The organism is Pseudomonas lalucatii (assembly GCF_018398425.1).
Classification (GTDB): Bacteria; Pseudomonadota; Gammaproteobacteria; order Pseudomonadales; family Pseudomonadaceae; genus Aquipseudomonas; species Aquipseudomonas lalucatii.
Genome location: NZ_JADPMV010000001.1, coordinates 110797 through 130452, shown reverse-complemented (window position 1 = coordinate 130452; position 19656 = coordinate 110797). Strand labels below are relative to the sequence as shown.

Sequence of the window (19656 nt, the reverse complement as noted above, 5' to 3'; positions counted from 1 at the left end):
GCCGGCAGTAACCCTGTCGGCGACCGGGGATTTTTATTGCCCGCAATAATAGGAGCCTATGGCGCCGAGCCCACGCCCGCGCGGCGGCCTGCCCGCCTAGGGCCCTAGAGCTTCTGCCCGCGATCCAGCTTGCACGAGAGGATGATCGAGGTAGTGGTCTTCTCCACCCCGTCCACCTCGCCGATCTCGTCCAGCAACTGGTCGAGGCGCTCCGGCGAGTCGGCCCGCAGCCAGGCGACGAAATCGAACTCGCCGCTCACCGTACACAGCTGCTGCACCTCGGCCATGCTGGTCAGGCGGCGCAGCACCTCCTTGCCCGAGCGCGGCTGCAGGGTGATCCCCACATAAGCCTGCAGCCCGCCGTCCAGCACCCGCTGGCCCAGGCGCAGGCCGTAGCCGGTGATGACCTTGTGCTTCTCCAGCCGGGCGATGCGCGAGATCACCGTGGTGCGGGCGATGCCGAGCTTGCGCGCCAACATCGCCACGCTCTCGCGGGCATTGAGTTGCAGCGCGGCGATCAGCTGCCGGTCGATATCGTCCAGGCGCAGCGGGTTCAAATCAGACATTCAGGACCAACCTCAAGAACTCACAAGACAACGAAACGCCGCCCGGCAAGGCCGGCCAGCGTTGGCAATTTACTGATTTCGCTACGACTCGGGCGCCGCCCCTGGAGGCGCCCGAGTCGGCGTGCATGGCGTCAAGGACGCCAGCGCAGTCTGCTTATGCGCCGGCGCCGCGTAAAGCAGCCGGCGCGTTCCTGCCCCCTCGCCTCGGGCGGCACCGGGCGCAGGCGGCTCAACGGCCCTGACAGGCATCCACCCGCAGGCGTCGCTCCAGCAGGCGGAAGCCCTGCACCAGCAGGTAGGCGGCCAGCAGATAGAACAGCCCGGCGGCGAAGAAGATCTCCACCGGCTGGTAGGTGCGGGCGATGATGGTGCGCGACATGCCGGTCAGCTCCAGCAGGGTGATGGTGCTGGCCAGGGCGCTGGCCTTGAGCATCAGGATCACCTCGTTGCTGTAGGCCGGCAGGCCGATGCGTGCGGCCCGCGGAAGGACGATGTACAGCAAGGTCTGCCAGCGCGCCATGCCCAGGGCCCGCGCCGCCTCGATCTCCCCCGGCGGAATCGCCTGGATCGCGCCACGCAGGATCTCGGCGATGTAGGCGGCCGTATGCAGGGTCAGGGTGACGATGGCGCACCAGTAGGCGTCGCGCAGGTAGGGCCACAGCGGCCCTTCGCGCACCGCCTCGAACTGCGCCAGGCCGTAGTAGACGAGGAACAGCTGCACCAGCAGCGGCGTGCCGCGGAAGAAGAAGATGTAGGCGTAGGGCAGCGCGCGCAACCACCAGTGCCGCGAGGCTCGGGCGATGCCCAGGGGGATGGCCAGGATCAGCCCGGCGATCACCGCGATGGCGACCAGCTCCAGGGTCAGCCAGGCGCCTTCGGCCAGGCGCGGCAGCCACTTGACGATCAATTCCCAGTTCATGCGGCAGCCCTCAGGAAACCACGGCTGGCACGCTTCTCGAGCAGGTGCAGGCCGATCATGGCGAGGATAGTCAGGCTCAGGTAGATGAACGCGGCCACCAGGAAGAAGGTGAAGGGCTCCTTGCTGGCGGTCACGGCGATCTGCGAGCGGCGCATGATCTCCTCCAGGCCGATCACCGAGACCAGCGCGGTGTCCTTCATCAGGATCATGAACAGGTTGCCCAGGCCCGGCAGGGCGATGCGCCACATCTGCGGCAGGATCAGCCGCCAGAGAATCCGCGCCTTGGACAGGCCGAGGGCCTGGCCGGCCTCGCGGTGGCCCTTGGGAATGGCCAGGATGGCGCCGCGGAACACCTCGGTGGCGTAGGCACCGAAGCACAGCCCCAGGGCGATCACCCCGGCGGCGAAGGGCGACAGCTCCAGGCTGGCCACGCCGAGCAGGTCGGCCAGGCCGCGCATCAGGCTGACCGTGCCGAAGTAGATCAGCAGCACCCAGAGCAGCTCGGGCACCCCGCGCACCAGGGTCGAGTAACCGCCGCCCAGCCACTGCAGCGCCTTGTACGGCGAGGTCTTGGCCAGCGCGCCGAGCAATCCCAGGACCAGGCCCAGCGACAGGGCCGAAAGCGCCAGCTTGATGGTCATGCCGGCGCCGGCGAGCAGCGCCGGGCCGAACCCGTAGAGATCAGGAGTCATAGTGCGAACCTACGCAAGAGCTGGCGTGGACGCGGCGCCCCTGGCCGGCTCCACCGAGCGGCCAGGGAAAGCACTCGTCCTCCTCGCCAGCGGAGAGGATCAGTAGATGCTGAAGGGGAAGTACTTGTCGTTGATCTGCTGGTAGGTGCCGTCGGCCACCACCTCCTTCAGCGCGGTGTTGAGCTTCTCGCGCAGCGGATCGCCCTTGCGCACGGCGATGCCGATCTTGTCGTTGTCGAACACCGGCTCGCCCTTGAACTCGAAGCCCTTGCCGGCGTCGCTCTTGAGCCACTCCCAGTTGACGAAGGTGTCGGCCAGCACGCCGTCGAGGCGGCCCGAGGACAGGTCCAGGTAGGCGTTCTCCTGGGTGTCGTACAGCTTGATGTCGACCACGCCGTCGAGGTTGTCCTCCAGCCAGGTGCCGGCGATGGTGGCGCGCTGGGCACCGATCACCTTGCCCTTGAGGCTGGCCTTGTCGGTCTTGAAGTCGCCGCCTTTGGGGGCGATGAACTGCAGCTTGTTGGTGTAGTAGGGCTCGGTGAAGTCGACCGCCTGCTGGCGTTCCTCGGTAATCGACATGGAGGCGACCAGGAAGTCGAACTTCCTGGCGTTCAGGGCCGGGATGATGCCATCCCAGTCGGAGGTGACCACTTCGCACTCGGCCTGCAGCTTGGCGCACAGGGCCTGGGCGATCTCCACGTCGAAGCCGACCGCCGCACCGCTGGCGTCGATCAGGTTGAACGGCGGGTAGGCGCCCTCGGTGCCGATCTTCAGCGTGTCGGCGGCTACCGCGCCGCTACCTAAGGCCAGGGTGGCGGCCGCGGCCAGCAGGATCTTCTTGTAGTTATGCATGGGTGACGCTCCCTCAGTGGTTACTGGACATGAACTGCTTGCAGCGCGCCGACTGCGGGTTGTCGAACACCTGCGCCGGCGGGCCCTGCTCTTCCACCAGGCCCTGGTGCAGGAACACCACCTCGCTGGACACCTGGCGGGCGAAATTCATCTCGTGGGTCACCAGCAGCATGGTGCGGCCCTCCTCGGCCAGGGCGCGGATCACGCTGAGCACCTCCTGGACCATTTCCGGGTCGAGGGCCGAAGTCGGCTCGTCGAACAGGATCACCTTGGGCTCCATGCACAGGGTGCGGGCGATGGCCGCACGCTGCTGCTGGCCGCCGGACAGCTGGTTGGGGTAGACGTGGCGCTTGTCGGCGATGCCGACCTTGGCCAGCAGCGCCTCGGCCCGTTCGACGGCCTCGGCCTTGCTCAGGCCCAGCACCCGGCGCGGCGCCTCGGTGATGTTGTCGAGCACGCTCATGTGCGGCCACAGGTTGAAGTTCTGGAAGACGAAGCCCAGCTCGCTGCGCAGCCGGTTGATCTGCTTGCCGCTGGCCGCGTGCAGTTCGCCGGCCGCCCCGCGCTTGAGCTGCAGTTCCTCGCCATTGACGATGATCTGCCCCTGGTGGGGGTTTTCCAGCAGGTTGATGCAGCGCAGGAAGGTGGACTTGCCGGAGCCGGAGGAACCGAGGATGGAGATCACGTCGCCGTCGCGGGCGCTCAGGGAGATGCCCTTGAGTACCTCGTGAGCGCCGTAGCGCTTGTGCAAATCGCGGATTTCCAGGGCGAAGGGGGAGCTGGTCATGCGGTACCTCTTATTATTCTTTTTAAGCCTGGCAGATACTGCCGCCCGCCAGGGCCATGCACCTAACAGTCAGGCGTCATCGACGGCCTGAATCGCGTCATCCGCCTGTCGGCGCTCAAGCTGCTGCGGCCTTTCGGGCGCCAGCCCAGGCCGCCGTCGGGTATCGATGAAAACAAGGATGGGCACTGGCCTCAAACGAAAAGAAGGACTCGGTTCATTCCAAAATCTACGGAACCTGGAGGGCCGCACGGCGGCGCGATACGCCCCGCCAGCGCCTGGCCGATCGACGGTCGCCGACTCGCCGGCACGGCCACTGCCCCGCGCTACGCTCAAAGGGTTGGCAACCTGAGGAGGTGGAAAATGACCGGCACATTCTCGATTCACCCAGCGATCGACAACGGCATCCAGCCCGGCATCGAGGGCTTCGCCGGGGGCACCCTGAGCTGTCACTGCCCCCAGGACCCGGTCAAGGTGCGGGTCGACGCGCAATCGGCGCACAACCACGCCTGCGGCTGCACCAAGTGCTGGAAGCCCAAGGGCGCCCTGTTCTCCCTGGTCGCCGTGGTGCCACGGGACAAGCTCAAGGTCACCGAGCACGCCGAGAAGCTCGCCGTGGTCGACTCCGACGCCACCATCCAGCGTCACGCCTGCCGCCAGTGCGGCGTGCACCTGTTCGGCCGCATCGAAAACCGCGCCCATCCCTTCTATGGGCTCGATTTCATCCACACCGAACTGTCGCCGGACCAGGGCTGGTGCGCCCCGCAGTTTGCCGCCTTCGTCTCCTCGATCATCGAGTCGGGCACCGATCCGGCGCTCATGGGCGAAGTGCGCGCCCGCCTCAAGGCGCTCGGCCTGGAACCCTACGACTGTCTGTCGCCCGCGCTGATGGACGCCATCGCCACCCACGTGGCCAAAGCCTCAGGCGCGCTGAAGGCCTGAGGCACGCCGGGGCCGGCGCCCGGTCACGGACCGGGCTGCGCTCTCAGCGCGCGGGAATTCCGGGCCCGGCAGCCGGCCCGGGCGCCTCGTCCTGCTCGCTAGGCCTGGCCTGGCCCCCGCCCGGTGCCTGGCCACGGGCCGCATGGCTATAGGGCCAGGAGTGTATCGCCTGGTCCAGGTCCGCACTCGGCGGCGCCGCCAGCTCCTCCAGATGGTTGATGATGTCCTCCGGCTTGAGCACCAGCACGTCGCAGTCCAGGCTGTCGAGGACGGTTTCGGCGGTGTTGCCGATCAGCGCACCGGACAGGCCGCTGCGGGCGACGCTGCCGATCACCGTGAGCGCCACCCCCAGGCGCCTGGCCACCGCGGGAATCAATGAATCGGCCGGGCCTTCCTCGATATGCAGGCAGTCGTCGGCAATCGCGAACTCCGCCAGCAACGCCCTGCACTGGCTGCGGTACAGCGCCTTGATGTTGTCCTTGACGCGAAACAGCGGATCGGCCGCCATCAGCTCGGCGCACGGGTGTGCCGTCATCAGGTGCAGGGCCCCGCCGGTCATCCTGGCGATGTCGTGGGCATGGCCGACGATGCCGGCATGCAAGACGCGATGATCGACATCGCTGTTGCCCGCGTCGATGGCCGCGAGGATGTGGCCGCCCTGCCAGGGGCTGTCGGTTCTGACGATCAGCACCGGCGCCGGACAGTAGCGCAACAGCTTCCAGTCCTCGGAGAGAATCAGGTTCTTGCTCAGGCGGGTGTCGCGCTGATGTTGCTTGATCACCAGGCCGCACCCCTGCTGCTGTTGCGCGGCGATGATGGTCCGGTGCTCGCTGCCGCGCCAGGCCTGCTCGGCGCTGACGCTGAAATCCTCGCCGCGCAGGGTTTCCTGCGTCTGCGCCAGCAGGGCGGAATGATCGTTGTGCTTGTCGCACACCAGCAGATGCAGGTGCGACTGGGTCGCGCTGGCGATCAGCTTGGCCCGGTTGAGTATCTGGGATGCGGGTTGCGTTACATCCAGCACCACGAGGGTATTGCGGATAGTTTGCATAACGAACGTCCTGTGCGTGAGTTTGATCTGCATCGGCTCGACGACAGGAGATGACCTGGGTCCGGACTCGGGCGGGCAGCTCGCGGTCGCGGGTGCCTGTCCCGATCCATCGAGCTGTCAACAGCAGCCGGTACTGCGAGCACGGCACGCAACGGTGGTAAAGACACTGACTGAAACCCGGCGGGCGCTGGCGCCTGCCGTGAAAACAGGCCGGTCGGACTAGGCCTGCTGGAGATGAATACCGTTACATGGGCCGGGGCCCGGCGAATGCGTGTTGTTGTTCCGGTATGTCTGGTCAAGGATTAAAGAGCGCGGTGCAGCCTGCGGCTCGCACCGAGGGCCGTAGCCCAAGTGCCTGGTCAGTCGGCTGGCGGTCGAGGGGGGACGGATTGACCATCGCCAGGCATCGACCCCGCGGCGTCCTCAGGCCAGCCTGCGCAGACGCCCCCAGGCAACAGGGCATCCGCCATGGCGCTCGCGGGCGATCAACAGCGCTCGACGATGGTATGCACGAGCCAATCTGTCGCCTCTGGCTCACCCTTCAGTGTGGTCGCTGTGTCGGGGCCCGCCAGCACCGTTAGTCGATTGCACCGGCCCCGGCCCAGCCGGCAGCGCCCGTATTGCGGGCGGCCGGACCGGCCGGGTTCAGGCCAGGCGGGCCAGGACCCGGTCCAGGGCAGTGAGGAACTGCTGGCAGTTCTGCGCGCTGAAACAGGCCGGCGGCTTGATCTTCATCACGTTGTGCAGCGGCCCTTCGCTGCTCAGCAGGATGCCGTGCTCGCGCTTCATCTCGCCGATGATGGAGTCCAGCTCCGCGGCCGCCGGTTCCAGGGTCTGACGGTCGCGCACCAGCTCGATGCCGATGAACAGGCCGATGCCACGCACATCGCCGATGATTTGGTACTTCTGCGCCAGCCCGCGCACGCCCGCCATCAGCTGCTCGCCCAGCACCGCGCAGCGGTGCATCAGGCGCTCGTCGCGTATCACGTCGAGCACCGCCAGGCCGATCTCCGCCGACACCGGGTTGCCGCCGAAGGTATTGAAGTACTCCATGCCGTTGGCGAAGGCGTTGGCGATCTCCGCGGTGGTGATCACCGCCGCCATCGGGTGGCCGTTGCCGATGGGCTTGCCCAGGGTGACGATGTCCGGCACCACGCCCTGGGTCTCGAAGGCCCACATATGGCTGCCGACGCGGCCGAAGCCCACCTGCACCTCGTCGGCCAGGCACAGGCCGCCGGCGGCCCGCACATGGCCGTAGGCCGCCTGCAGGTAGCCCGGCGGCGCCACCAGCTGGCCACCGGTGCCGAGGATGCCCTCGCTGAAGAACAGCGCCGGCTTGCGCCCCTGCTCGGCCATGGCGTCGATCTGGCGCGCGACGTCCTCGGCGTACCGGGCCCCCGCATCGGCCTGCCCGTAGCGGAAGCGCCCGCGGTAGGCATCGGGCAACTCGCTGACCCAGACGTGCTCCGGCTTGCCCGCGCCGCCCTGGCCGTTGAACTTGTACGGGCTGACGTCGATCAGGCTGCTCAGGTGGCCGTGGTAGGCATGGTCGACCGTGATCAGGTCGCGCCGGCCGGTATAGGCCCGCGCCAGGCGGATCGCCAGGTCGTTGGCCTCGCTGCCGGAGTTGACGAAGAAGCACACGTTCAACGGCTCGGGCAGCAAGGCGGTCAGCCGCTCGGCATATTCCACCAGCGAGTCGTGCAGGTAGCGCGCGTTGGTGTTGAGCCGCGCCTGCTGCGCCTGGGCCGCCTGCACCACGCGCGGGTGGCAGTGACCGACGTGGCAGACGTTGTTGACCATGTCCAGCCAGCGCCTGCCCTGCTCGTCGATCAGGTAGGCGCCCTCGCCGCCGACTATCTTCAGCGGCTCGTGGCCGTAGGCGATGCTCAGGGAGCGGCCGATGCGCCGGTGCCGTTGGCGCACCAGCCAGTCCTTGTCGCGCGCCACCGTGACCGCGCACCGGGCGTGCAGGCCGAGCACCACGCTGGGGTCCGGGCTCAGCGCGCGCCAGACCTGCCAGTGCTGTGCCACGCCGACGCCGTACATGCCGGCCTGCAGGCCGAGATGGTCGGTGACCAGCTGAAAATGCAGGTGGGTCGGCCAGCCGCCGTTCTCCCCACGGTCGCCGAGGCGGGCGAAGGCCTCGCCCCGGGCCAGGGCCTGGCCGACCCGCAGCTTGGCGCAGGATGCCCGCGACAGGTGGCCGTAGAGGGTCCAGAAGCGCACGCCGCACTCGCTGCGGTGCTCCAGCAGCAGGGTCGGGCCGAAGCCCTGGTCCTGGGCATCGTCGTGCACGCACGCCACCACCCCGGCGAACGGCGCATGCACCGCCTCCCCGGCCGGGGCGAACAGGTCGATGCCCAGGTGGGTGTCGCGCCGCTGCTGCGCCGTAGCGCCGGCATAGGCGGCGCTGCTGTACAGCACCCGCCGCTCGCCGTAGCGGCCGACGCCGAAATCGGCGCCCGCGGCGGCGATCTGCGCGTCGATGTAGCCCTGCATGCCGGCGCAGTCCAGGCCTTCGATCGCCCCGGTATCGGCGCCGTCGGCGCTGAAGTCGAAGACCCGCACCCTGGGCGTGGCCACCTCCGGGCGCAGCACCGCGGCGAAGTCGTGGGCGTTGCGCTCCAGCCAGCGCATCACCGCGGCGGCCTCGGCCACCGGGGCGAAGCCGCAGGCATCGCGCAGGCGCAGGGTCGCCAGGCGCGGGTTCTCCTGCTGCAGACGCTGCAGCGCGCGCCACACATCGGCCTGGCTGACCAGCAGGTAGGGATTGTCCGGCGTCGCGCGGATCTGCCTGGCGGCCATGCAGATGCTCACCGCGTAGCGGGTCTTGATCAGGTCGAACAGCTGCTCGACTTCGCCGGCCAGCAGCGGGTTGACCTCGTGGTAGGCCTCCACCAGCGCCAGGATGGCGGCGATGGGGTCGTCCGCGCCGAGCAGCGCGTAGGCGCAGGCCACCGCCAGCTCGTTGACCCGCCAGCTCTCCACCATGTCGCCGAAGTCGAGCAGGCCGCTCACCGCGCCCTGCTCGTCCAGCAGCACGTTGTAGTCGTTGGCGTCGTTGTGGATCACCTGGCGCGGGCAGTCCGCCAGGGCCGGCTTCACCACCTGGGCGAAGCGCTCGAGGATGCCCTGCACCACGCCACGCTTGTCCGCATCGTCGATCGCCGCCAGGTGGTCCAGGTGGATTTCGGCGCGGCCGATATCCCAGTCGTAGGCGCGTCGGCAGCCGGCATGGCTGAACGACTGCAGCGCCAGGTCCAGCTCGCCCAGCAGGCGGCCGAGGCTGGCGCAGCTTGCCGCCGTATGCACCGGCGCCTTGGCCCACAGCGTGCCGTCCAGCCAGCTCAGCAGGCGCGCCTGGCGCGGCCCGCGCAGCTCCACGGCGTTGAGGATGGCGCCCTGCCGGCTGGGCAACTGCCGCGACAGCGGCAGCTGCGGCGCTACGCTGGCCAGGTGCTCGAGCACCGCCACCTGCATCGCCAGCACCTGCGGCTGGCCGTCCGCGCCATGCAGCTTCAGCAGGTACTGCTGGCCGTCCGCGGCGCGCACCCGGTAATTGAGGTCATGCTCGCCGGGCAGCGCTTCGCAGTCCCCCTCCAGGCCGTAGTGAGCGGCCAGGAGTGCGGCGAGCCGGGCCGAGTCGGTCAGGGCGTGCTGATCGTTCATTGCGTCATCCTTCATGAGTGGGCCGGCCCGGGTTCAGGCGAGCGCCGCCAGGCCCAGGGCCTCGGCGCATTGCGCCAGCGAGCGCTGCTGGGTTTCGGCGTACAACGCCAGTTCGTCCAGCACCGGCGCGCCCAGGTCGTGCTCGAAGGCCTCGCGGTTGGCGCTCTGGCCATAGCTGTCGCGGGCGTTGTCGCCCAGATTGGACTGGAAGATGCCGGCGGCGCTGACCGGCAGGAAGTCCTCGTACACCAAAGGCTCGCACCGCACATGGCCGGCGGCCAGCAGCCCCTCCAGATTCGCCGCCAGTTCGCCACGCCCCTTGGCCGCCAGGCCCTGCTCGGTGACGAAGTAGCGGAAGTAGGCCAGCTGCTGCCGGCGCAGGCTGGGGTAGTCGTCCGGGAAGGCCTCGAACTGCTGGCTCAGGGTGGCCATGTAGGCCGCCGCGCCCTCCTCGTTCGGCGCGCCGCCGGCGATTGCCCGGGTGGCCTCGAGCAACTGGTCGTACAGGGCACGGCCCTTGGGCGTCAGGGCCACGCCGCGCTGCTCGATCTCGCCGAAGCGCGCGGTGTGGCTGCCCAGCGCGCCGCCGCCGTCCGCCTCGACGAAGGTCACCGGCTCCTGCAGGGCCTTGAAACTGGTCTGGCGCAGCAGGATCGGGCAGCGCCGCGGTGGCGGGCCCTCGATCACCGCCTTGGGGTTGATGCCGCGGCCCGGCATGCCGGCCTGCACCGCGTCGATATCCAGGGTGCGCGGGGTCAGGTGGTTGATGTGCGGCCCCTTGAACGCCACCACATCGGCGATCAGCTTGTGCTGCGCGCTCAGCTGCTGGTACAGCGCGGCGCTCACCGTCGCCTCGCGGTGCCAGCGGAAGGTCTCCAGGGCCTGCTGGACGAACTCCTCGGCCTCGGCCGCAGTCAGGCCGCCGGCCGCCTCGGCCCGCTCGATCAGCTGCAGGGCGCGCGGGGTGAAGATGTTGCGCCGCGCCAGAATGCCGCGGGCCAGCTCGCGCAGCTCGACATTCTCGATCAGCTCCAGGCGCAACAACGAGGTGAACACGCGGAACGGGCTGTGCTGCAAGGCCGCTTCGTGGGTGGCGCGAAAGGCCGTGGAGTGCACCGGCACCCCGGCGCTGGCCAGGTCGTAGTAGCCCACCGGCTGCATGCCCATCACCGCGAACAGGCGGCGCATGGTGGCCAGCTCGGCGGCAGTGCCCAGGCGGATGGCGCCGTGGCGCTCCATGTCCAGGCGGCCGATCTCCCCGGTGGTGCGCAGCTGCTCGGCCAGCTGCGGTTCGCGCGCCAGGGCAGCGCGGTTGACCTCGCCGACCAGCGCCAGCAACGTGCCGTACAACGGCACCTCGGCCTGGTACATGGCCGACATGGCGCGGGAGAACTGCGCGCGGATCTCATCGGGGCTAACCAGCGCATCCGGGTTAGCGGCAGCTTGAACGCTCATGGGAACACGACTCCTTGCATCGCCAGGACAGGGTGGCTGCTATTCCAGCCATTCATGGGAGTCATTCTGGCGAGCGCAATAGGCGCTTTCAAACGACTAATCCTCTGCTGTTCATTCCCCTGGAGAATCCAAAACCAGCGGAATACGCAAGCGTAACCGGCCCGGCGACACGGCCCGGGAGCCGCTCAGGCGCCCCGCTTGCCCCTGGCCGGTGCCTGCTTCTCGAGGATGCGCACCTCCCGCTGCGGGAAGGGTATTTCGAAGCCGTGTTCCTGCAGGGCCTCCAGGATCATCAGCAGCAGGTCGCCACCTACGCGGTTCTTGCCGTCGTCCACCCCTTCCATCCAGAACTCCACGAACATGTTGATGCCGGAGTCGCCGAAGCTGTCGATCTCGCAGTCGGGACGCTCCTCGAACGGCACGTCCTCGCCGCTGAATACCTGCGGGTGGCTGGCCACCACCTGCTTGATGATCTCCACCAGCTTCCTGACATCGGAGTTATAGGAAACCGAAAAGTCCACGCGATAGCGCTGGCTTTTGTCCTTGTGCGTCCAGTTGGTGAAGATCTCGGCGATGAACTTCTCGTTCGGCACCACGATGTCCTTGCCGTCGAAGGTTTCCAGCGTCGTCGAGCGCATGTTCAGCTCGCGCACGATGCCGGTGCGGCCGTCCTCGAGCTCCACATAGTCGCCAATCGACACCGAGCGATCCATCAGGATGATGATCCCGGAAATGAAGTTGGAGGCAATCGCCTGCAAGCCGAAGCCCAGGCCCACGCCCAGCGCGCCGCCGAACACCGCGAGCGTGGTGAGGTTGATGCCCATGATCTGCAGCAGCAGCAGGAAGATGAAGAAGAAGATCGCCACCTCGAACAGCTTCGCGGCCACCTCCCGCGTGCGCACGTCCAGGTTCTCCTGGTGGGAGATGAAATCGCGCCCGGTCCGGCTGCTGACACGGCCGAGCCAGAACAGGATCGAACCGAAGATGGCGACCCGGGCGATGCCGTAGACCGAAATCTCGATATTGCCGAGGTTGACCGAGATGGATTCGAGTATCGCGATCAAGCCGTCCAGCAGACCGACCAGGTGCAGGAACAACAGCGGAATGCCCAGCCACCTGAAGGCCACGGCGAGGAACTTGTTGCGGATGAAATTACGGATGATCGAGTAGAAGATCAGCAGGATGGAAATGGTCAGCGCCGCCTGCACCAGCCAGCCCTGATCCAACAGGTTCTCGCTCACCTCGACGGATACCCGCAACATCAGGATGGCGACCAGCGGAAAGATCAGCGCGCCCAACTTGCTGACGAACTTGCGCACGGGATGCACCGCCGCCGCCTCGTAGCGGGCATCGAGGATGGGCGCATACCTGCGGATGCGATTGGCGATAAGCCAGGCGACGGCGTAAATCGCCAGGACGATGCCGACCTGGGTATAGGTCTCCGGCTGGAACAGCACCTCAGCCACCTTGTCGGCAGCCTGCTCGATTCGCGCGTCGAGATTATCCAATAGCATGCTTGCCGATCCTTATGCCGCCCAACTGGCTGCCTATATTGTTTAATCGAAATTTATTGATCACCCCACAACCAAACAGCAGTATAGACGCCATTTATTAACCTGATGACTTGGTAATAAAAGCCGCCAATTTCCTATTGCCACTGCCGCATGCCGATATAAAGCAAGTATCAAAGCACTCAGCCCTATGCCATCAAAACCACTCGCAATAAAAGACGAGGCTCAAACAGCGACGCGCATCGGCTAAAACAAGCTGCTGCGCACCCGCCGGGCGCCATGCTGCCCCGCGCGGCGCTTCAGCGGCGACTGGCGCCGCACAAGGCCCACTCATACAACCGCACTGGCGGCAGTGCTTGAACAAGCTAGTGCTCACCGCCTGCGGCGGGTATTCCATATAAACCTTGTTATGTTTCACCCGCACTGGAGTCCTTCGAAAGACACTTCATGACCAGATAGAGCAGCGGGCCAACAGATACGAAAATCGCAGTAATCAGAATATACGGAGCCACGGCGACAATTGGCTTGCCGCGCGCCCTGTTATCTTGATACATCCAAATGCAAGCAAGCGCGGCCAGGATGTAGAGATCAATCACAACCTGCGCAGTATCCAGGCTAGACATCAGCTCCATGCCGAACTGGATAAGCGACTGCTCGGCCTGCGACATCGCAAATGCCGTGTAGGCTGTAAATGCCAGCAACACGACCAATGGCAATACTGCTTTTCTCATGACACCTTCCTTGGTTAACGGTGGGACATAACGCCGCAACAAGCGGCATAGACAATATGGCTGCCTTGTTGGGCTTTCAACAAAACGACAGCTTGACCCTGCCCGAACGCATCGACTTGTTAGAGGCTTTCACTCGGGAAAGCCTTCAAACCGGCGAGCCTTCAAACCATCGGCCAACCAATGCGCCTCCTCGGCGGCAAAGATGTTTGCCTGCGGCGAAATGCTTGGCTTGTCAAGCAAAGAACCGGCAGGCACGATCAGCGACGTCCTGCTCTTGTTGACAAATGGCACAGCAGAGCCACAAACCCTGCAGAATGCTTTGGAAAACTCTCTTGTCGGGTGCTCATAATGAGAAACGTCCGCTTTACCCGATGTCCACTCGATGTTGTCGGGGCGAGTAAAGATATTCGACGCAAATGCGCTGCCCGTGAGCCGTTGGCATTGAGCGCAATGGCATTGGTAAAAAGCCTTGAAATCATCGGACAGCTCAAATTTCACATTACCGCAGAGGCACTGGCCTTTTAGATTCTGTTTCATGTACTTGGATTCCTCCTGTTTCTAACGCTCACCGGGACTAGCTTTAGCCCGCACCAGTGAACGAAGCGAGCGATTTGAGTGCTGTAATGGACGCTCCCCGCACCACGGTTCTATACCGAAATCGGTGGTGACTGTTCACTGGGAGAGCGCAACAATAGGGGACCGCAACAATAGAACAATAGGGGACATAAACAATAGGGGATGAACAATAGGGGACAGACCACAGTTTCAGTCAGCCTCAGCAGCTTGTTTCGGTCTCCCTGGCTTTCCGCGGATCACCCTCCGCCCCAGCACGCGCTCCACCTCTGCCGCAAACCTTGGACTGCCAAGCGCATAGTTCCCGTTGGTGACTGAACGGATCTGATCCACCAAGCCAGGATCAAGCTGATGCCGAAACAGCTCACGATAGGTCTCAGCCCGTGCCCCATCCGCCTCACCCAACGCTTGGTACAAGGAATGTCGCTTGATCAATGCCGATTGCTCGGCCTGGGCATTCACCCGATAACTCGACCAGCGATATTCCGCCGGATGCTCCACCATTCCGGCCCGTACCGGGTTCATCTCAATGTATCGATAGCAAGCCAGCACATAACTTTCCTCCTGCATCAAGCAGGAGCGGAAGCGACCTTCCCACAGCGTGCCGCTGCGACGATACGTACGATTAATGTATTGCACATAGCGCTGGCCAAGCCCCTTCATCAGCATTCCGGCGCTTTCCGTCTTGGCCGGGGTCAACAGCAGATGAACATGGTTGGTCATCAGACACCAAGCATGGATCGCGCAGTCGTGCTTTCTTGCTTGATCTGCAAGGTGCTCCAAATAGAACAAGTAATCTTCCTCGGCGAAGAAACAGGCCGAACGATTGTTCCCCCGCTGAACCAGGTGCAACGTGACTCCCGGTAGTAGCACACGCGCTCGACGCGGCATATGGAAACTCCTTTTCCATGGAATGACGCCAAAAGATTAGACGAGATCGGAAGAATCGTGGTCTGTCCCCTATTACCCGCGCTCGACGCGGCATATGGAAACTCCTTTTCCATGGAATGACGCCAAAAGATTAGACGAGATCGGAAGAATCGTGGTCTGTCCCCTATTACTCCTGCTTGTGAGGAGCGTCCATATACCAGTTGTTATGCCTTATTTCGGTGTTGCGGTTGTTTTAGAACCGCCTCCATGTGCCGATATGATTGAAGAATAAGTTTTGTTGTATTAACCAATATATCTCTGCCAGTATCCTCACCAAGGCGTCGAGCACCAATTCGCAGGAGATATTCCTCGCCTGTATCTGGCCCATTAACGGTCAATCGTTCGACTTTTTCTCTTTCTGTTACTAATAGCGGGCGAAGTTCTGGCTGGCTTTGGAAATGTTCGTTTATTAATTTTATAATGTAAGCTCTAGCATGCTCTTCGCCTTGCGACTTCTTGGTTGATTCATATTTAATGGTGGCGATTGGTGATGCTAGTATTTCGATATTGGTAAGGCATGTGTATGGCTGGTTTTGGGCTTGCTCAACAAAGTTGAGAATTATTGCAAATAGCCCATTAACATCTCCCCAGTCGATTGACCAGCCAACATGGTACTCGGGTTCTTTTGCTCGGGATAAAAATGGATTTGTTACTTTGGCGACACCTTCCACTACTGTTCTTAAACCATCGTCAAAGTTTTTTCTAAAATCTGCATACAGTTTCCCTCTTGCAAAGAGTGGTATGTCGCAATCCTCTAGCAAAACTGGCATTACAACTACTCTTTTCTCTTCGAGCTCTCTTAGGAATCCTGATGAAAGCTCTCTTTTGCACCACTCTGAAGAGATTGAAGCCTTAGACATAATTACAAGCAAGGCGCTCGCGCCATCAACAGCTTCTTGCACCTTGTCAATTATTGAGTCGCCAATACTTAGCTCCCACCGGTCAAGCCATACGCTCACATTTCTATGCACGAGTTGCATAGCAAGTTTGTCAACGAACTCTTTATTTTCATGTGAATAGCTTATAAAGATTGGCATGAATAGCAGTTCCTTGGTGCCGGATTAAAGAGAGGCATAACTAAAATTAGGCACCAAATGGTGCGTTTAAACGCACCACTTGGTGGGTAACATTCCCCACCGTCGCCAGAACACCCTCTCTATCTTGAGGCTTTCGGCTTGTAGCAGGGGGCGATGGGGTGCTATGCACCAAGGGGAGCGCATTGGTAGCCAGGGGCAAGCGTTGGCATGCCATTTTTTCATCGGCGGATGGCTCCGTTGAAAACGGTCTATGCAAGCAGGGGAAAGCTAACCGGCGTCCTGCCTGCGGGGTGCGTCATTGCGTTGGGTTGAAGCTACCCGAATGGGGAATGCCGGCACAAGTTGTGGCGGCGAAACGCCCTTCTTGCTTCGGGCTTGCCCTGCACATGGCGCCGGGCTAGAGTGCGCCGGTCACGGTCAATCCCGTGACCGGGCGTGAGAACCCGATCTCCACGAAGGCGCGGTAGCGCCATAGCCGAGAGCAGGCGCTTTTTTTGTGCCTGCTGTTTTCTCGTGCAGTTATGGCGGGCCGTGCGAGGCAGGCTTCGGCCTGGCCGGTGTCCTTCGTGGCCGGTTTCTCACCCTTGCACGGTCCGCCACCCTTACCCGTGAGAAGGTGGGGTGACGGCTCCTTAAATACACGAAGGAGCATAAGGAAAATGCGCTATCCACCTTTTACCCAAGGGCTCCACCTTGGGCTGTTCGTCTTGTCGTTCGCCTCCTGCCTGGAGGTGCGTCATGTAGTGGTCAACCCATCCCGGACAGTGGGTTAAGTTTTTCTTCGGCCACCGCAGGCGGTAGCCCGTCGTTGAATTGGTGCGGTCTGATCCAGTTGTAGCGGTGCATCAGGTAATGGCTGATGTCCCGCTGAGCCTCTTGCTTCGTCAGATAACCAGTCGACGGAATCCACTCTGACTTCAGGCTACGGAACAGGCGCTCCATCGGCGAATTGTCCCAGCAGTTGCCTCGGCGGCTCATGCTCTGCTGCATCCGGTAGCGCCACAGCCGCTGTCGAAACAGGCGACTGGCGTATTGGCTGCCCTGATCTGAATGGAACATTACCTGCTGCGGTTTGCCGCGTTGCTCGTACGCCATGTCGAGCGCCTTGATCACCAGTTCGGCATCCGGTTTGGCGGAGAACGCCCAGCCGACTGCACGCCTCGTATGCAGATCGAGCACCGCTGCCAGGTAGTGCCAGCGGCCTTGCGCCCAGACGAAGGTGATGTCGCCACACCACACCTGATTGGGGCGCTGCACAGCGAACTCGCGGTTCAGTCGGTTCGGGATATCCGGGCGCTCAACCGTGGCCTGCTTGTAGGCGTGCGATCCCGGCTGCTTGCTGACCAGGCCCAGCTCACGCATCAACCGGCGCACGCGAAAACGGCCAATCGTCACGCCATCCTCGCGCAACATGCCCAGGATGCTGCGACTGCCGGCCGAGCCTCGACTCTGGTTGAACAATTGGTTGACCTGGCTGCGTAGCGCAACGCGGCGCGCATCGACACGGCGACGTCGAAGGCGGTGGGCGTAGTAACAAGACCGCACCACATCGAAAGCTGAACAGACCACTTCCACCGGCTCCTGCTCACTCAACTGGTCTATCAGCGCGTACGATCGAGTTCGTCCGACATCAAGAGAGCGGTAGCCTTTTTTAGGATCGCTTTCTCCCGCTCCAGCCGGTTGATCCTGGCCTCAAGCTCCTGGATCTTCTGCTGCTCGGGCGTCAGCGCCTTGCTCTTCGGGGTAACACCCTGGCGCTCGTCTTGGAGCTGCTTCACCCAGCGGCGTAGTGCCGAGTCCACCACCCCAAGCGAACGGCAGGCCTCGATATGGCTGTAGCCTTGATCCAGCACCAAGGCAGCTGCCTCTCGCTTGAACTCGGCGGAAAACGTACGTCGTTGTTTGCTCATCGGACACCTCTTAATGGCGAGGATTTTCGCCTAAATCGGTGTCCGGGATCAGTAGACCACTACATCATGACTAGATTAAACGCCGTTGTCGTTCCCTTCCCCAAACGCTGCGCACCACTCGATTGCCCCGATGGCCAGGGCTGCCATTTCCAGGCGGCGGCCGAGATACGGGTGGCGATGCTACATAGGCTGTTCGCCATCCTGGCGCGCATGGAGGCGTCCAACCCCGGCGCGAGGCCGCTGCATGAGGCCTGCGACAGCGCCCGCGCGCTGCTGAACGAGGTGCTGGTGCTGTACCGCCGCTCGTTGGCCCAGGCCCACGGGAGGGCTGGCGATGAATAGACCCTGCACCAGCCATCTGCCAACCCACGACGGCCATCGCGGCGCGATCATCAAGTGGCCGGTGAACTGCCACGAGGCCTTCGAGCGGGGCGTGGCCAGCGCCCAGGCCTGGTTGAGCAACGACGACAGCGGCTGGCTGTGGGCCAACCTGATCATCGAGCGCGACGCGCTGCCCCCTGGGGCGCAGCGCCGGGCGTTCGAGATCGGCTTCCTCAGCCGGGTACATCAGCGCCTGTGTTCGCCGTTCGGCGGCAATCACCAGGCCAGGAAGACCTGCCTGCAGCTGTAGGCCGGCCGTCGACCTGCGCACGAACAGCCCGCCGGGTGCTCCGGCGGGTTTTCTCCGCGCCGCGGGACCGCAAGTGCCCAGCGGCACTAGCCGCCCTGCCCCGGGCTCTGTACGAAAAATCGTCGAGCGCGGGCACTTTTCGTATAGAACCTAGTGCCGCGCCGCCTGCTTGAGGCGCCGCGCCAGCAGCACCAGGGTCAGCAGGAACAGCGGCGCCAGCAGGGCGAACAGCACCTTGCCGGACAGCGGCGAGCCCAAAGCCCCCAGGCCCTCCAGGGTCATCTTCAGCAGGCCGATCAGGTAGTAGCTGATGGCGATCAGCGAGAAGCCCTCCACCGCCTTCTGGATCTTCAGCTGGGTGTGGGTGCGGGCGTTGAGGCTTGCGAGGATCTTCGAGTTCTGCTCCTCCACTTCCACCTGGGCCTTGGCCTGCAGCAGTTCGCCGAGGTTGGCGATGCCGGCGGCCAGGCGGTCGAGGCGCTGTTCGGTGGCGGCGCAGTAGCGCACGCTGGGTTTGAAGCGTCGCTCGAGAAACACGCCGAGGCGCTGATGCTCGCCGACGTGGCTCTCGCGCAGTTCGGCGATGCGCTCGAAGACGATCTGCGCATAGGCGGCGGTGGCGCTGAAGCGCGGCCGGTTGCTCGCCGAGCAGCGCATCAGCCGCGCCGACAGGGCGGTGAGGCCATCGAGCAGGGCCTTGGCCTGGGCGCTGTCGGCGCAGGCGTTGCCCTCGGCGATGCGGATCAGCTCGCGGTCCAGCTCCTGCAGGGTGGTGTCGAGTTCCTGGGCCGCCGGCAGGCCCAGGGAGGCCAGCATGCGGTAGGTCTCGATCTCCACCAGGCGGCGGATCATGCGCCCCAGGCGGTAGGCGTTGAGGCCGCGGTTGACCAGCAGCAGGCGGTTGAAGCCCTGGGCCGAGAGGCGGAAGTCGCTCCACACCGTGGCGTCGCCGCCGCCGATGTGGGAGCCGGCCGGGTCCTTGAAGCCGTAGCCGGCCGGGGCCTGGGCGGCGTCCTGCTGGTTTTCCACGAGGATCACCAGGGCGTTGATGATCAGCTCGCGGTGGGCGTCGAGCAGGCCGCGCAGCGGTTGCGGCAACTCGGCCCAGCGGCTGTCGCCGGGCTGCAGCGGCACCACCCAGGTCAGCGAGAGGAACTCGCTGTGGCGCTCCCACTTGAAGGGGTGGCCGGCGATGCGCAGCAGGCCGTGGCGCTGCACGCCGCGGCCGGGGTTGTCGGCCAGCTCGTCGAGGCGGCGGACGATGCCCTCCAGCGACTGGCCGTGGTCCAGCAGGGCGAAGTGGTAGACGTGGGCCGGGCCGTCGAAGTAGATCGACGGCCGCGCGTGCAGCTCTTCGTGCAGGCTCTCTCTCAGCGGGTGCATCAGGGGGCTCCGGGACAGGG

General features: G+C 64.2%; 17 protein-coding genes and 1 pseudogene. 3 read left to right on the top strand and 15 right to left on the bottom strand.

What is annotated here, in order from left to right; genetic code table 11:
- Positions 1–104 precede the first annotated feature (104 nt).
- From I0D00_RS00540 to I0D00_RS00520, 5 genes are all read right to left on the bottom strand, one after another.
- Positions 105–566 (bottom strand): Lrp/AsnC family transcriptional regulator, encoded by a 462-nt coding sequence (locus I0D00_RS00540; protein ID WP_208706984.1) that lies wholly within the window; start codon positions 564–566, stop codon positions 105–107.
- A 229-nt stretch (positions 567–795) separates the two neighbouring features.
- The gene (locus I0D00_RS00535; protein ID WP_213637816.1) at positions 796–1485 is read right to left on the bottom strand and encodes an ABC transporter permease; all 690 of its coding nucleotides are present in this window, start codon (positions 1483–1485) and stop codon (positions 796–798) included.
- Positions 1482–2177, bottom strand: a complete 696-nt coding sequence (locus I0D00_RS00530; RefSeq protein WP_213637815.1) for an ABC transporter permease — start codon at positions 2175–2177, stop codon at positions 1482–1484. Before I0D00_RS00530 ends, I0D00_RS00535 begins: the two co-directional genes overlap by 4 nt.
- Positions 2178–2276: 99 nt before the next feature.
- The gene (locus I0D00_RS00525) at positions 2277–3029 is read right to left on the bottom strand and encodes an ABC transporter substrate-binding protein (protein WP_213637814.1); all 753 of its coding nucleotides are present in this window, start codon (positions 3027–3029) and stop codon (positions 2277–2279) included.
- Positions 3030–3042: 13 nt separating this feature from the next.
- Positions 3043–3816, bottom strand: coding sequence for an ABC transporter ATP-binding protein (locus tag I0D00_RS00520; RefSeq protein ID WP_213637813.1), 774 nt, complete (start codon positions 3814–3816; stop codon positions 3043–3045).
- Positions 3817–4176: 360 nt separating this feature from the next.
- Between I0D00_RS00520 and gfa the strand changes: the two genes are divergently transcribed.
- Positions 4177–4755: an S-(hydroxymethyl)glutathione synthase gene (gene gfa, locus I0D00_RS00515; RefSeq protein ID WP_213637812.1), complete on the top strand. Its 579-nt coding sequence runs from the start codon at positions 4177–4179 to the stop codon at positions 4753–4755.
- 193 nt (positions 4756–4948) lie between these two features.
- Here the strand turns inward: gfa and I0D00_RS00510 are convergent.
- The 9 genes and pseudogenes from I0D00_RS00510 to I0D00_RS00470 all read right to left on the bottom strand — a co-directional run.
- Positions 4949–5803, bottom strand: a pseudogene (locus tag I0D00_RS00510) (universal stress protein); the annotation flags it as partial.
- 645 nt (positions 5804–6448) lie between these two features.
- Complete coding sequence (locus tag I0D00_RS00505; protein WP_213637810.1) at positions 6449–9475, bottom strand: aminotransferase class III-fold pyridoxal phosphate-dependent enzyme; 3027 nt, start codon at positions 9473–9475, stop codon at positions 6449–6451.
- Between the two features lie 33 nt (positions 9476–9508).
- Positions 9509–10930, bottom strand: coding sequence for a 2-oxoadipate dioxygenase/decarboxylase HglS (gene hglS / locus I0D00_RS00500; RefSeq protein WP_213637809.1), 1422 nt, complete (start codon positions 10928–10930; stop codon positions 9509–9511).
- A gap of 185 nt (positions 10931–11115) precedes the next feature.
- On the bottom strand, positions 11116–12444 hold the full coding sequence (locus tag I0D00_RS00495) for a mechanosensitive ion channel family protein (protein ID WP_213637808.1): 1329 nt from the start codon (positions 12442–12444) through the stop codon (positions 11116–11118).
- Between the two features lie 404 nt (positions 12445–12848).
- Positions 12849–13172, bottom strand: a complete 324-nt coding sequence (locus I0D00_RS00490; RefSeq protein WP_213637807.1) for a DUF2834 domain-containing protein — start codon at positions 13170–13172, stop codon at positions 12849–12851.
- Positions 13173–13301: 129 nt separating this feature from the next.
- On the bottom strand, positions 13302–13709 hold the full coding sequence (locus I0D00_RS00485) for a GFA family protein (RefSeq protein ID WP_213637806.1): 408 nt from the start codon (positions 13707–13709) through the stop codon (positions 13302–13304).
- A gap of 228 nt (positions 13710–13937) precedes the next feature.
- Entirely contained in the window at positions 13938–14597 is a 660-nt protein-coding gene (locus tag I0D00_RS00480) for a transposase (RefSeq protein ID WP_246533153.1), read from the bottom strand.
- A gap of 242 nt (positions 14598–14839) precedes the next feature.
- On the bottom strand, positions 14840–15712 hold the full coding sequence (locus tag I0D00_RS00475) for a toll/interleukin-1 receptor domain-containing protein (RefSeq protein ID WP_213637804.1): 873 nt from the start codon (positions 15710–15712) through the stop codon (positions 14840–14842).
- A gap of 747 nt (positions 15713–16459) precedes the next feature.
- Positions 16460–17622, bottom strand: a protein-coding gene (locus I0D00_RS00470; protein WP_213637803.1) for an IS3 family transposase whose coding sequence is annotated in 2 segments (ribosomal slippage) — positions 16460–17367 and positions 17367–17622 — 1164 coding nt in all. Because the reading frame shifts where the segments join, the coding sequence is not laid out codon by codon here.
- Between the two features lie 66 nt (positions 17623–17688).
- Between I0D00_RS00470 and I0D00_RS00465 the strand changes: the two genes are divergently transcribed.
- A complete protein-coding gene (locus I0D00_RS00465; protein WP_213637802.1) occupies positions 17689–17964 on the top strand; it encodes a hypothetical protein in 276 nt (91 codons plus the stop codon).
- On the top strand, positions 17957–18253 hold the full coding sequence (locus I0D00_RS00460; RefSeq protein WP_213637801.1) for a LasR-specific antiactivator QslA: 297 nt from the start codon (positions 17957–17959) through the stop codon (positions 18251–18253). The genes I0D00_RS00465 and I0D00_RS00460 overlap by 8 nt, the downstream gene beginning before the upstream one ends.
- Before the next feature lie 150 nt (positions 18254–18403).
- On the opposite strand, the gene I0D00_RS00455 is transcribed toward I0D00_RS00460, so the two are convergent.
- Positions 18404–19636, bottom strand: coding sequence for a DUF3422 domain-containing protein (locus I0D00_RS00455; RefSeq protein WP_213637800.1), 1233 nt, complete (start codon positions 19634–19636; stop codon positions 18404–18406).
- Positions 19637–19656: the final 20 nt, after the last annotated feature.

Excerpts from the sequence above, each read along its gene's own strand:
- I0D00_RS00525 (WP_213637814.1), bottom strand. The coding sequence starts at position 3,029 with ATGCATAACTACAAGAAGATCCTGCTGGCCGCGGCCGCCACCCTGGCC.
- I0D00_RS00465 (WP_213637802.1), top strand. The coding sequence starts at position 17,689 with ATGACTAGATTAAACGCCGTTGTCGTTCCCTTCCCCAAACGCTGCGCA.
- I0D00_RS00535 (WP_213637816.1), bottom strand. The coding sequence starts at position 1,485 with ATGAACTGGGAATTGATCGTCAAGTGGCTGCCGCGCCTGGCCGAAGGC.
- I0D00_RS00540 (WP_208706984.1), bottom strand. The coding sequence starts at position 566 with ATGTCTGATTTGAACCCGCTGCGCCTGGACGATATCGACCGGCAGCTG.
- I0D00_RS00455 (WP_213637800.1), bottom strand. The coding sequence starts at position 19,636 with ATGCACCCGCTGAGAGAGAGCCTGCACGAAGAGCTGCACGCGCGGCCG.
- I0D00_RS00505 (WP_213637810.1), bottom strand. The coding sequence starts at position 9,475 with ATGAACGATCAGCACGCCCTGACCGACTCGGCCCGGCTCGCCGCACTC.
- I0D00_RS00530 (WP_213637815.1), bottom strand. The coding sequence starts at position 2,177 with ATGACTCCTGATCTCTACGGGTTCGGCCCGGCGCTGCTCGCCGGCGCC.
- hglS (WP_213637809.1), bottom strand. The coding sequence starts at position 10,930 with ATGAGCGTTCAAGCTGCCGCTAACCCGGATGCGCTGGTTAGCCCCGAT.
- I0D00_RS00520 (WP_213637813.1), bottom strand. The coding sequence starts at position 3,816 with ATGACCAGCTCCCCCTTCGCCCTGGAAATCCGCGATTTGCACAAGCGC.
- I0D00_RS00485 (WP_213637806.1), bottom strand. The coding sequence starts at position 13,709 with ATGAAACAGAATCTAAAAGGCCAGTGCCTCTGCGGTAATGTGAAATTT.
- I0D00_RS00460 (WP_213637801.1), top strand. The coding sequence starts at position 17,957 with ATGAATAGACCCTGCACCAGCCATCTGCCAACCCACGACGGCCATCGC.
- I0D00_RS00475 (WP_213637804.1), bottom strand. The coding sequence starts at position 15,712 with ATGCCAATCTTTATAAGCTATTCACATGAAAATAAAGAGTTCGTTGAC.
- I0D00_RS00495 (WP_213637808.1), bottom strand. The coding sequence starts at position 12,444 with ATGCTATTGGATAATCTCGACGCGCGAATCGAGCAGGCTGCCGACAAG.
- gfa (WP_213637812.1), top strand. The coding sequence starts at position 4,177 with ATGACCGGCACATTCTCGATTCACCCAGCGATCGACAACGGCATCCAG.
- I0D00_RS00490 (WP_213637807.1), bottom strand. The coding sequence starts at position 13,172 with ATGAGAAAAGCAGTATTGCCATTGGTCGTGTTGCTGGCATTTACAGCC.